The sequence below is a fragment of the Rahnella victoriana genome (genome assembly GCF_004330295.1).
GTDB classification, from domain to species: Bacteria; Pseudomonadota; Gammaproteobacteria; order Enterobacterales; family Enterobacteriaceae; genus Rahnella; species Rahnella victoriana.
This window is the reverse complement of sequence record NZ_SJOJ01000010.1, coordinates 1-12130: the sequence shown is the minus strand read 5'-3', so window position 1 is coordinate 12130 and position 12130 is coordinate 1. Positions and strand designations below refer to the sequence as shown.

The window sequence follows — 12130 nt, the reverse complement described above, 5'->3', positions numbered from 1 at the left end:
TTCACAAGGGTATTTTTCCGGATGCGGCAGTGCAATCGAACTGAAATGAACCCAAACTGGGTGTTTCTCCGTCTGCACTCAGCCACGCGATGAAGGCACTGGAGGAAAGGCTGAATATCCGCCTTCTGACCCGCACGACACGAAGCGTTGCCCCCACAGAAGCCGGGGAGCATGCCGAGCGAAGTCTGGTATAGCCGAAGTTCAAACCTTTCCTCAGATTGACCTAAAAAAGCTTTTGCATTGAATAAATGCCGCCTTTACCGCAACTTAAACATCAAGTTTGCGGCCAGTCAGCCACTCCACCATCGCCGGGTTGCGGTGAGAGAAGAAGGCGCTGGTTGCGGTGTCGAGGGCGGCAATTTGCAGCATATCTTCAGCGCTGAGTTCAAAATCGAGAATGTTGATATTCTCTTCCATGCGTTCTTTTCGCACCGATTTGGCCAGTGAAACGATGCCTCGCTGGAAGATCCAACGCAGTACCACCTGGCCCACGCTTTTGCCGTACTTCTGACCAATTGCCGTTAACACGGGGTGCTGGAACAGACCATTTTTACCTTCTGCAAACGGAGCCCAGGCTTCCGGCTGAATACCACGGCTTTGATTCCATGGAACGGCATGCAGCTGCTGGTTGAAGGGGTTAACTTCAATCTGGTTTACTGCAGGGGCAATGTTGTTGAAGGCGATAAGGTCGGCCAGCCGGTCAGGATGGAAGTTGCTGACACCAATGGCGCGAATTTTGCCTGCCCGTTGCAGTTCTTCCATAGCTCGCCAGGCCCCGTGGACATCGCCGTAAGGCTGGTGAATCAGGTACAGGTCGACATAATCAAGTTGCAGTCGGTTCAGGGAGCGTTCGAATTGTGCTTTAGCGCCCTCATAATTTGTATCCTGCAGCCATAGCTTGGTCGTTACAAAGAGTTCGTTACGGGCGATACCGCTTTGTTTCAGTGCGTTCCCGACCTGGGTTTCATTCTGGTAAGACGCGGCGGTATCGATCAGGCGGTATCCCGTATCGATGGCCTCAATAACGGCTTTTTCGCATTCGGCAGCATCCGTCATCTGGAAGACACCAAAGCCCAGCAGGGGCATTTCAATACCGTTGTTCAGTTTTACAGTTTGCATGACGTTATCCTTCAGCTGTTGTATAGGAAAAGCATAACGCAAAGTAATTTATTCGATTAGATGGGGTAATTCGCTAGGGCTTATTAGATGAGTTCATTAATTTTTGAGGGGGGGATGGTCGGCTTTGTGCCAACAGCGGACCTACAGGGGTTTTAAATGGCCACCTCATGAAGTGGCCAACTTTTATCGACCATTTCACTAATGATCCAGATAGAGGTAGTGCATCCAACTGGTCATACGCAGCAGTACTTTACGCATCACTGAAACATGGGCGAAATGGTCTGAGTACACGGCCACTTGTGCGTAAATACCATCAGGCAAAACGTCAATTTCATTGTTTGGCGCCAGTTCAATGATGGCAATCACGCTGTCGCTGCCCGCGACGTTACTCAGTGACTGAAGGGCACCCTGAGCCTGATATGCCCCTCCTGGTACTACGGGAAGAATACTGGTTAATTTTCCAGAAAATACTTGCCCAGGGAGTGCGTTGAATACAACTTCAGCCTCATCGCCAGCCTCCAGTCGTAGCAGCGAGTTTTGTCTGAACTGAGCTATGATTTGCCTTTTTTGCTGAGGAATAAATATCATTACCGGGCGCAGGGGAAGGGAAGCTGCATACGTTCCCGGTCGAATCAATACCTGAGTGACATAACCGTTACTCGGAGCCCGAACGACGGTTTGCTCAAGATTATATTTAGCTTCTGCCAGCTGAGCTCTGATACTCACTATTTGCGATTGCTCCCCGTTCAGCACACTGTCTAACTGACTTCGAATCTGTGACTGCTCGGCAACCGACCCTTTCACAAGCGCATCCTGAGCCAGGTAGTTTTGCCGGGCATTATCAATATCGCTTTCAGAAAAAGGGTTTACACGCGCTTTGCTCCCGGTAAGGTAACGTTGGTAGTCTTTATATAAACGATCGCGTTCGGCACTGACGCGAGATGTGTTAGCGATAGCGCCCTCTAATTGTCCCTTGAGTACTTGATTATTGTGAATAGCCGTCACCAGATCAGCTTGTAATTTATCAACACGAGCCTGAAAGCGGGCTGGGTCGATCCTGAAAAGAAGGTCTCCTTTTTTCATTAACGTATTTTGTTTATTGGTTACCTCGCTAACAATACCCGTTACCTGAGGAGTAATAGGAATTGAAATAACTGCTTTCTGCGCCAAATCTGTATAGGGATGGTTGTAATTCATCAATAAAATGAGAGCGCCAATTAAAAAGACGCCACCTAAGGCCGCAGTGGGTATTGTCCATTTATTTACCGGTATTCTGAAAATCTTAAATATTGCCCACGCAAAAGCGACATAAGTCAGGATAATGAGTAAATCCATCGTGTTACTCCAATGGAGGAATGTTGGTGTTTACCAGTTTTTGTTCTAATTCCGTGACCCGTCGCTGCAACTGGGTCAAGGAAGCTTCCTGAGTTTGCATGCCCCATCCGCGTTCGGGACGATACAATGTGGCCCATATCCATAAAAACGGCCAAATAACATGTAGCGTAAATAAACTCACCCAGCCTGCCACGTGGATAGCATCAGCATGAGGATGATTTCTGGATTTGGCAATGAGATAGGGAATATCATGAAGAATAATAATCCCATAGAAAATAACGAGGAAGACTACAATAAGGACACCCAATGCAAAATAATTCAGGAACATAGCGGCCTAGAACCTCAATAAGTGGTGTTGAGTAAATAATAGACGTCAAATGGCATTGCTGCCTTTTTTTTATGCGCATTAATACACTATACTGAATGTTTACAGAGTGTTTAGATTTAAATCCATGAAATTAGAGCTGTTTTATTTACGATGGGCTGGTTTTTATAGTGCTTTCTCAGCGCTCATTTAAAGAGAAAACATATAATATAACTATATCCCACCAGTAAAGGTTTTTAATGGAGCCAAGTATGGTGATACGGTTCGCAATTTATCAGTTCAAAATGGTCATCTTATTAATACTATTGCTGGGAAGCGCGAAGACTTTTTCCTCCGGTGGGGACCTCATCAAGAAACGGGCCAATGCGGTTCTTTCACTAATGACTTATACGGTGGTGCCTGATATCACCGCCAGCGACCTCAATATCCGCAATACATCCAACGAGAGTACGGCGCTCTCTCTCACTCAGATGGGTGGCGGAGCTACGTTGAGTGAAAAGGTCCCCATCTATCTGGAAGGTGTTCTGGGATATAGTCGATACGATCCCCAGTTTGTTGTCTCCAATGGCAGCGAGAGTCGTAATATCCCGGTCAAATGGAACAGCGTGACGGCCACCGGGGGCATTGGCTGGGACATCCGGCTTCTCAAAGATAAATTGGGGGGTAACCTGGTATTACGCCCCATCGCTAACTTTTCGTTAGGTACAGTGGCGAGCGATTTACGCATCGGCGCCCGGGTGCTTGAACGCCAAAGGGGCGGCGAGTACGACTTCCTCGACGGTGGACGCCTTAATGCCTACGGGTTGGGCGGAGCACTGATGCTGGACTACGAACTGTTCTCCAAGACCCAGGATATTGACCTGGAATTACGCTATTCCTATCAACATTTGCAAAGTTTCGCCACCAGCTCGGACGTTGTCAGCGGCAACGCCGACGCGGAAAATATCGGGCTATATTTGCGCCGTAGAGCACCAATAGCCGACTGGACGCTATTGGATAAACCGGTACGGTATGTAATGGAAGGTGCACGCACAGAATACCTGGGAAATCAAAGAGGCCAGTTAGGTTTTGATAGCTTAAATTCGTTAGGCCTTGGGTTGGAACTCGACAGCAGCAAGTATGATATTGTAATCAGCCGTACACGCGTGGTCGCACGCTACATGTTCGGAAATAACACCACGGGTTACGGTATCGGCATGGCAATCAGTTTTTGATCGCGCAATTGAGCCTGTGGCGATTTCAGGGCATCGGGACATGAGGTAGACTTTTTCGAGGTTTGGGTTTATTGAAGCAATTTAAATTTTTTGCATACTACTTTTTCTTATAAACAATTGCGGGGCCAGAAATTTTATTCGAGGTATTTGCTGAGGTTAAAAATTAAATGTCACCAACTTTAACATAGTTTTGTTTCACCTTTTCAAACTCTACTTTTGACATTAGTTCTGCTGAGAATACGCTGAATGATAGGGTTATTGTAATAAGACCAAGCACAAGTTTCTTCATTTAATATCTCCTGATGGTTGATGGTGTGTTGCTAATCAAGTAAAGCAACATCATGAGTATAGTAGGTAAATAAGTAGCTGGTATGTTTAATTTAAGCACGAAAATCGCCGTCAATAGTCAGAGAGTGTCGGTGGCCAATTTAAAGACAAACACTACTTCATAGTGATTTGACCTGCTACCCATAACTTAAGTTACCTTGATGTAAGTATCAATCGCGAACTTCCGCTTTTCGCTCAAAGCAGTCCCGAGTATTGCTTCGGCTGCCATGTTCAAATAGCGAAAATTCTAATAAAAAATGAATATCAGTAAACCAACCTAGACTACGTTAAATGCTCGTGCTGCAATGTCTTCGGGAATAATAATCGTAGATTGAAGCTCATAATAAAATGGGTATTGCGCTCTCCTCAATATTTATTCATGAAGGTGAGGGTTTAGTATATTTATCATAGGTGTACCATACATAATTCTGCATCAGTTGAAACGCCGGGAAGTTTCAACTGATGCAAAGTCTGCGACTTCTTCGTGATGGTCCATCAGTATTGGAGCTTGGTCCGCGCAGGTTTGAACCCCCTATGACATACGCCATAGGGGGTGACCTATCGAGGTAACGCGCATTGCGTAATATCGAAAATTCTTTGCCAGCTGACTAGAATTGATACGCGAGACCTGCAGCAAGTATGTTGTCGGTAGCAACATTTAGAGGATTATTGTCTTTTAGCAGATTAAGACGATATTCGGCAAAAAGGGACATGTTTTTATTAAAATAATAATACGTGCCGAGGGCCGCATACTTTATGATATCGGCATCGCCAATATTCTCGATGTCTTTTCCTCTGGAGGAGATATAGGCCAGAGAGGGGCGCCATCCATTTATAAATTGATATTGCGCAACCGCTTCAAAAACGTTGGCTTTATTGGCAAATCCTCCACTGATCGGCGTTGCATTTAGCGTTTCACCATATACAGCCGCCAGATAAATCTGGTTAGCATCATATTTCACGGTGGTTGCCCAGTTTTGAGCGTTGTTGCCCTTTCCGCGGACAAAGGAATTTTGCGCTTCGGTCCGGTCCAGACTGGCATAAGCACCGCCAAAACTTATCCCGGAATCAAAGGTATAAGAGGCAGATAAGGCAAATCCGTCGCCATTAGAACGCGTAACGACATTGTCGCTGCCGCTGCGGTCATTTTTGCCCTCATACTGAGCGGCAATATTCAGCCCCTTGACCAGATCGAAAAATCCATTATTACGCCAGGTCAGTAAACCGGAAGAACGGCCGGCCAGAAAGACGTCGTTATAGTCAGAGTCGCTACCAAAGTAGGGTAACATGTCCGTATTGGCCATCACGTCGTAAATCAGGCCAAAATTACGGCCATAGTCAACGGACCCCCACGTATCATATTTTAGGCCTGCAAAGCCAAGGCGGGTGGCATTGCCATCTTGTGCATCGCTCCCCTCCGAGTCACGTAAACTGAATTGATAAGACCAGGTTCCGTAACCCGTCAGTTTGTTTGTGATTTTCGTTTCACCGATAAAACCACCCTGAATATTTGATGAGGCATCGCCGCTATTCTCACTATTATCAGATATGACATGGGAAACTTTTATTCTGTCATTTAAATCCAGTTTATTACCGTCTTTATTATAAATTTCGACAGCTTGTGCAGAGCACATGCCGAGCAGTAGCGATATTGCTATCGCCACGACTGAACGCTTCATCATTTTTTTACCCTGCCAGTAAATATTATTATCCCCTTTGCGGGGTTATATTTTTCCACAATTAACGCAACGATTTTGACTTTACAATTAATACCCTCAGCGCTTTACTTATTTAACCATAAATCGGTTTCCTTATTTCTTTGTGTCATTTCGCGGGCCTCCCATTGTTCTTTGGTCATTGTTTTAACATCAAACTGATCCCGCGTTCGACAGTAGGTATTACCTCCCATACGTCCAACGGCATCCATTAATTGCTGATCGATGTGCAGATTTTCGGGATTGACAGCATCGCTGCGAACATAGACGCCGATCACTTCACCCAGAATAATTTCGCGGGCGGCCCCTACCTGAAGAATGGTGTGACGGCGGCATTCCAGGGCAGCGGGCGCGGCGAGAATACGTGGGCTGCGCACCTTTTCCCCAGGCACAGTTTCCAGGCCGGCTTCCTCCAGTTCATCGACATCCGGCCCAAACTTAATGGCGCAGATTTCCATCTGATTGACGAGGGCGTCATCCACGATATGAACGGTAAATTCGCCGGTCTCACGGATGTTACGTGCCGTGTCCTTGAAGCGCATATCAGCGTAATTTTCTACCCCAATCGCGACTATTGCCGGATCGTGGGTCAGGACATTGAAAAAACTAAACGGACCGGCATTGGGTAAGCCTTCTTTGCTGAGCGTGGTGACCAGCGCTATCGGGCGCGGGATCACCGTACCAATCAAAATCTTGTACCGTTCACGTTCGGTCAAAGAGGCAAAATCAAAATACGTATGTGAGGTTGGGCTTGTCATCTTATGCTCCGGTATCGATGCGGTGTGTCTCGAGCGGGGTGTGACGGCTGAGATTCTCGAATCCGTCGGCGGTAACGACATAGCAGTCGCCAATATTACAGCCTGCTGCGAGAGGCTCCAGCCATTGGGCATGCAGAACAAAAATCATGCCCTCTTCAAGGCGGTCGTAGTTGTGCGAGGAGATGTTAAAGCTGTTTTGCCCCCCCGCCATGCCGATCGAATGACCCAGATTCGGATTGTGAGGGCCATAGGTGGCCGGATACACGTGCATTAATTTTCTGCCCTGAGCTTCCCAGTCGATGTCTTTGACATATTGACGCGGGATCAATCTGGCTGAACCATCCTCTTCGGGCGCCCAGTTATAAGGCATGGTGCGCGCTTCGGGTGAGGTCAGCATGCCGCGGGCAATCATGGGCTCAAAGGCGGCGTTATTGATATCTCGCATCAGTGCGCCGGGTTTAATCAGCTTTTCCGCACGTTTTACGCCTTCGGTGCAGGCGGCAAGCACGTCTTCCTGATGCGCCGTGATTTCACCCACGGCGATCATGCGGGCGGTCTGTGCCGTATATCCGCGCCAGGTCACGTTAGAAATATACAGGTTAATCAGGTCGCCAGGCCGTACAACGTGTCCATAGGGTTTGCCGCAGTGGGTACCAAATTCATTGATACCAATCTGATAACCGTCGCCGGTTTCGCCGCCGAAGGCCATTTGTGCCATCGTGAAGGCTGCAAAAATTTCGTGATCGGTTACGCCCGGTTTGGCAACGTGGTAGGCGGCCTGGGTCCCGATACTGGCCAGCTGCGCAGCGGCGCGAAACATCGCGACTTCTCCGGGCGATCTGACCTTTTGCAGCCGGTCGAGGATAGGGTTGTCAGCAACGAATTTACATTTTGGCATCAGCGCATTGAGCGCCGCCCAGAAAGTAAGAGAGGTACGATCGCCAATCTGGCCAATCTGAGCGTGGCGAAGTCCTAAATACGCCAGAATCTCGGCACATTTTTCAGCCGTTTTAATTACTGAATCCCCGGGACGATCGGCATATTCACGGCCTATAGGGCCAATCTGCCATATCTCATCGACCAACAGCGGTTCGCCACCGGGAGGCAGCAGGACGGACTGCGTAAAAAATGAGAGGAGTGTCAGTGGCTTGTCCGAATCGGTTGGAACAATCAGCACGCCCTCTCGCATCCAGTCACAAATATAGCGAAGGTAAGCATTGGAGGTATGGAACCAACCGACACTGCCGGTATGCACAATAATGGCGTCGTGCCCGGCTTCAACCGCCTGACGTCTAATTCTGCGCAGGCGCTCCTCAAACTCTTCAACAGGCAACGGTAAAGGGGCGGAGAATTCGAAATCAGGCTGGAAATCGGCCAGCAGCGATCCGATGCGATAGCCTACGGCGGGTGTCGCACGAGTATTCATACAATATTCCTTTCAAATCGGCTAATAAGACATTTTATTTAATCGTGAAGCTGTCGCGTGGGGACGAGTACCCGTCGGGCAATCAACAGACCCAGTAACGTCACGGCGATTAATATTCCTGAAATAGCCGCCACGCGAACATCCAGTGATTCTTCAATGAGTGCAAACATGCGCAGCGGAAGCACCGTGGTACGGGCATCAGCAAGGAAAAGCGAGACGGTGACGTTGTCCAGCGACTGAATAAACACTAAAAAGGCACCAGCCATAATCCCCGGCGTCAGCAGAGGTAACGTGACGCGGCGCAGGGTCATAAACCAGCTGGCGCCCATCGTGGTCGACGCTTCGGCAAGGGAAGGGTTCATGCCCTGTGCAACCACGGAAACCGCGCGATACATTAATGGACCAAACACCACCACATGCCCCACCACGGTCAGCCAGAGTGAAGGCTGGAACCCGATAAAATTGGCGACAATCAGCGCGGCCAGGCCGTAGACCAGACTCGGCAAGACTAAAGGCGCCAGCAACAAGGGCTCGAGGGTGTTGACGCTTCGGCGCTTCATGCGGGTCATGCCAATGGTGGCTGGTACCGCAAACAGGAGCGCGCCCAGAACGGCCAATCCGGCAATTTTCAGTGAATTCCACGCCGCGATATGTTCGGTAGCGGACCTGACGGGATCCAGTAGCGCTTCATACCAGCGCAGGGAAAATCCCTGTGGTGGATATTTCAACGTCTGGCCCGAAGTAAATGACATCATCAATGCGATAACGATCGGCGCAACCAGATAGATGACGCAAAGCGAGCCAAAGCCGTAAACAAAAACCTTGTATAAAACGGCAGGGATAGGATTATCGCGATGATTAGGCATGGCCGACCAATCTCCTGTGGCGTGAAATCATGGTCAATGCGACCAGCAGACAACCGGTGGTCAACAGCAATACCACGGCAATGGCAGAGGCCAGCGGCCAGTTGAACAGCGTGCTGACTTCACGATAAATGAGCTGCGGCACATAAACATTACGCGCCCCCCCGATCACTGCCTGCGTGACGAACGAGCTGCTGGTACTGGCAAAAACTAAAATCCAGCCGGCAAGCAACCCCGGCAACATCAGCGGTATCAGCACCGTAGCCAGTATTCGCCAGGATCCCGCACCGGAGACCTGAGCCGCTTCGGTAAGCTGGAAAGGCGTACGAGACAGCACGGCAATCAACGGCAGAATAATCAGCGGCAGGTCAATCTGGCACATGGCCAACACCAGCCCAAGCTCGGTAAACATCAGGCTGGTTGGCGTCCCGGTGATCCCTAAAGAGAACAGCGCTTCACTGATGGGCCCCTGACGGCCCAGAATAACTATCCAGGCAAAGGTACGGACGACGTTACTCGTCAACATCGGAATGAGCGTCAGAAAAACCAGAATCTGCCGCACATTTTTTCCGCTGTGCCAGTACAGCAAGGCAATAGGCACGCCGAGCAGGGTGGTTCCGATGACCGTTTCTATACCAAGGCGAGCCGTATTAATCAGAACGCGAAAGTTAAATGAGTCGCCGAAAAATTGCCCATAATGGCCGAGGGTGACGCCGTGCGGGCCAGCAAAGCTATAACCCACCAGAACGGCCAGCGGGGTCGCAAAGAACACCACGGAAAGTACCAGCATCGGAATAACGTAAGGAAAACCGCTCTGCTTCATTTTATTCACCTCAACCGGCAACCAGCGTGTCGAACTGGCGGATCCAAGTATCACGATTCTTGTTGATTGACGCCCAGTCTGGATAAACCAGCGTTTTTATCTGCTCGCGAGTGACATAGGCGGCAATAGCGGGAGAAAGCACCACCGATTTGTTGGTCGGGAACATGTCTGTTGGAGGCTGCATCAACTGCTGCTGAACGCTCTGCGAAATGGCGGCATCCATGTAGGCATAGGCTGCGTCGAGGTTGGTTGATCCCTTGGTCAGATGGATGTTGACCGGCGCCGCCGGCGAGCCGGTTTCAGGGTGAACAAATTCCGCCTTCATCCCGAGGCTTTTCAGACGAGAAACGTTATTGGTGCTGCACATGAAAACGGCAATTTCGCCTTGCTGGAAAAGTGTCATCTGGTGATTGGTGCTGTCGACAATCCCCTTCAGCTGGTCCGGGTGTTTTTTGAATAATTCAAAGACGGCCTGCATATCTTCCGGGCCGGTACCAAAGATTTTGGCCATCTCCGTATAGGCCATGACCGCCGTGTTTGACTCAAAGCCCGTCCAGGAAACCAGACCTTTATAGGCGGGGTTTTCAAACAGATCGCGATAGCCTTTAGGCCGTGGAACCAAATCGGGGTTATAGGCAATGCCGTTGACTTCAACCGTCACGGTCGGACCATATTCGCCTTGAAACGAGGGGTCCAGTAAGTCCCAATTCTTCAATCGGCTCGGATCTATTTTCTGAATAAGATTTTTTTGGATAGCGACGGTAGTTTGCCCCGGTGACATCAGCAGTGTGTCATAGGGCGGGCGGCCCGGGCTTGCCAGGGTTTTAGCCAACTGGTCCTGCGCCATCACCGGCGCGATGGTCAGGCCGAATCCCTCTTTCTGCAGGATGGGCGTCAGCGTATTGCGATAGGCGTCTTCCCAGTTGCCGGGGAACGTCGCGGCAATTGCGCTGCTTTGGCTGGCAGCCGCTGCACGCAGTGAAAGGGGGAGCAATGTCGACGCAGCAACGCCGGCCACCAGATAACCGAACCGACGACGACTGATTTCAAAGTCTTTCATTCTATCTACCTCTAATAGTCTGTTATTAACGGGTAAATTCCGGTTCAGCCGGAAAAACGTGACACCGAGTGGTGTCAATTTCTGCGAAAAGTTGAGTTCCCGGCGCGGGTATAAAGGTGGATGGCCCGCGAAGTTCCGATGCGCGCAGGCTGTTACCATCTTCAAGCGCCAGATCGTGCACAAGAGAAGGGCCAAGCGGGACGGACACGGTCATACGAACGGGCTGCGTGTTTTCGCCACGCTGGGGAATAAGGCGAACCTCCTCCGGTCGGAAGGTCACAGTGACCCTGGAACCCTGTGTGAAATTCAAACGTCGAGGCAAGCGAAGGGTTTTATTATCGGTCAGGGTAATCAGCGTGCTGTCATTTTCTAGCTGGCCTACCGTGCCGTGCAGCATGTTGGTTTGACCAATAAATGTGTTAACGAACAAGGTCTTTGGCTTGTCGTAGACGGCCATCGGGGTATCAATCTGCTCAACCTGACCTTTATTCATCAGCACCAGACGATTAGCCAGGCTTTGGGCTTCCTCCTGATCGTGGGTAACGATAAGCGTGGTGATGCCCAGCGTTTTTTGCAGATGCAGCAGTTCAACCTGTAGATCAAAACGCAGCGCACGATCCAATGCACCAAAGGGTTCATCAAGCAGCAACAGTGAAGGGCGACCGGCAATGGCGCGAGCTACGGCGACGCGCTGCTGCTGTCCGCCCGACAGCTCGCGCGGCAGTCGATTGCCAAAGTCGTTCAGTCTGACCAGCGCCAGCATCTCTTCTACGCGTTGTTTACGTTCGGCACGTGAAATCTGCTGGCAGGCCAGAGGATAGGCAATATTTTCAGCAACGGTCAGATGCGGGAATAACGCGTAATTTTGAAATACCATCCCAATACCACGCGCTCTGGCAGAGACGACCGCAAGGTTCTGCCCTCCTAGATCAATCTGCCCGGCCTTTGGCTGGATCAGTCCAGCAATGGCGCGCAGTACGGTTGATTTGCCGCAGCCGCTTGGACCCAGCAAGGCAACGATTTCGCCCGCCTCAATATGGAATGAGACATCGTTTATGGCATTTTTCCCGCCATAACTGTGTGTAAGCCCCTGAACCAGGGTCTTGATGCAGGACTCACCATAAACGAAACCAAAGAGATTCTCGTCCAGCTTTATGCCTACACG

At 49.9% G+C, this 12130-nt stretch carries 12 protein-coding genes and 2 pseudogenes; 3 read left to right on the top strand and 11 right to left on the bottom strand.

Translation table 11 applies throughout. From position 1 onward, the window contains the following. Positions 1 to 53: 53 nt before the first annotated feature. Positions 54 to 170, top strand: a pseudogene (locus EYY67_RS10005) (helix-turn-helix domain-containing protein); the annotation flags it as partial. A 97-nt stretch (positions 171 to 267) separates the two neighbouring features. On the opposite strand, the gene EYY67_RS10000 reads toward EYY67_RS10005, so the two are convergent. The 3 genes from EYY67_RS10000 to EYY67_RS09990 form a co-directional block, all read right to left on the bottom strand. Continuing rightward, entirely contained in the window at positions 268 to 1119 is an 852-nt protein-coding gene (locus tag EYY67_RS10000) for an aldo/keto reductase (protein WP_131693431.1), read from the bottom strand. A gap of 198 nt (positions 1120 to 1317) precedes the next feature. Beyond that, positions 1318 to 2454: an HlyD family secretion protein gene (locus EYY67_RS09995; protein ID WP_119823863.1), complete on the bottom strand. Its 1137-nt coding sequence runs from the start codon at positions 2452 to 2454 to the stop codon at positions 1318 to 1320. 4 nt (positions 2455 to 2458) lie between these two features. Then, positions 2459 to 2782 carry a DUF3302 domain-containing protein gene (locus EYY67_RS09990; RefSeq protein WP_119823865.1) on the bottom strand — a complete coding sequence of 108 codons (324 nt, stop codon included), beginning with the start codon at positions 2780 to 2782 and terminating at the stop codon, positions 2459 to 2461. Positions 2783 to 3030: 248 nt separating this feature from the next. On the opposite strand from EYY67_RS09990, the gene EYY67_RS09985 reads away from it, so the two are divergent. Further along, entirely contained in the window at positions 3031 to 3993 is a 963-nt protein-coding gene (locus EYY67_RS09985; protein WP_119823867.1) for a hypothetical protein, read from the top strand. Positions 3994 to 4156: 163 nt separating this feature from the next. Here EYY67_RS09985 and EYY67_RS09980 read toward each other — a convergent pair whose 3' ends face one another. From EYY67_RS09980 to EYY67_RS09945, 8 genes are all read right to left on the bottom strand, one after another. Then, on the bottom strand, positions 4157 to 4282 hold the full coding sequence (locus tag EYY67_RS09980) for a hypothetical protein (protein ID WP_411740921.1): 126 nt from the start codon (positions 4280 to 4282) through the stop codon (positions 4157 to 4159). A 646-nt stretch (positions 4283 to 4928) separates the two neighbouring features. Then, positions 4929 to 6002 carry a porin gene (locus EYY67_RS09975; RefSeq protein WP_131693430.1) on the bottom strand — a complete coding sequence of 358 codons (1074 nt, stop codon included), beginning with the start codon at positions 6000 to 6002 and terminating at the stop codon, positions 4929 to 4931. A gap of 101 nt (positions 6003 to 6103) precedes the next feature. Continuing rightward, positions 6104 to 6793 carry a flavin reductase family protein gene (locus tag EYY67_RS09970; protein WP_131693429.1) on the bottom strand — a complete coding sequence of 230 codons (690 nt, stop codon included), beginning with the start codon at positions 6791 to 6793 and terminating at the stop codon, positions 6104 to 6106. Between the two features lies 1 nt (position 6794). Beyond that, a complete protein-coding gene (locus EYY67_RS09965; protein ID WP_095925591.1) occupies positions 6795 to 8219 on the bottom strand; it encodes a M24 family metallopeptidase in 1425 nt (474 codons plus the stop codon). A 38-nt stretch (positions 8220 to 8257) separates the two neighbouring features. Then, positions 8258 to 9085 (bottom strand): ABC transporter permease, encoded by an 828-nt coding sequence (locus EYY67_RS09960; RefSeq protein ID WP_131693428.1) that lies wholly within the window; start codon positions 9083 to 9085, stop codon positions 8258 to 8260. Continuing rightward, complete coding sequence (locus tag EYY67_RS09955) at positions 9078 to 9905, bottom strand: ABC transporter permease (protein ID WP_095925593.1); 828 nt, start codon at positions 9903 to 9905, stop codon at positions 9078 to 9080. The genes EYY67_RS09960 and EYY67_RS09955 overlap by 8 nt, the downstream gene beginning before the upstream one ends. A 10-nt stretch (positions 9906 to 9915) precedes the next feature. Beyond that, positions 9916 to 10965 (bottom strand): ABC transporter substrate-binding protein, encoded by a 1050-nt coding sequence (locus EYY67_RS09950; RefSeq protein ID WP_131693427.1) that lies wholly within the window; start codon positions 10963 to 10965, stop codon positions 9916 to 9918. 25 nt (positions 10966 to 10990) lie between these two features. Continuing rightward, a complete protein-coding gene (locus EYY67_RS09945; RefSeq protein WP_242675597.1) occupies positions 10991 to 12064 on the bottom strand; it encodes an ABC transporter ATP-binding protein in 1074 nt (357 codons plus the stop codon). Between EYY67_RS09945 and EYY67_RS24605 the strand changes: the two are divergent. Beyond that, positions 12056 to 12130 (top strand): annotated as a pseudogene (locus tag EYY67_RS24605) (carboxymuconolactone decarboxylase family protein); the annotation flags it as partial. The gene EYY67_RS09945 and the pseudogene EYY67_RS24605 sit on opposite strands and share 9 nt — an antisense overlap.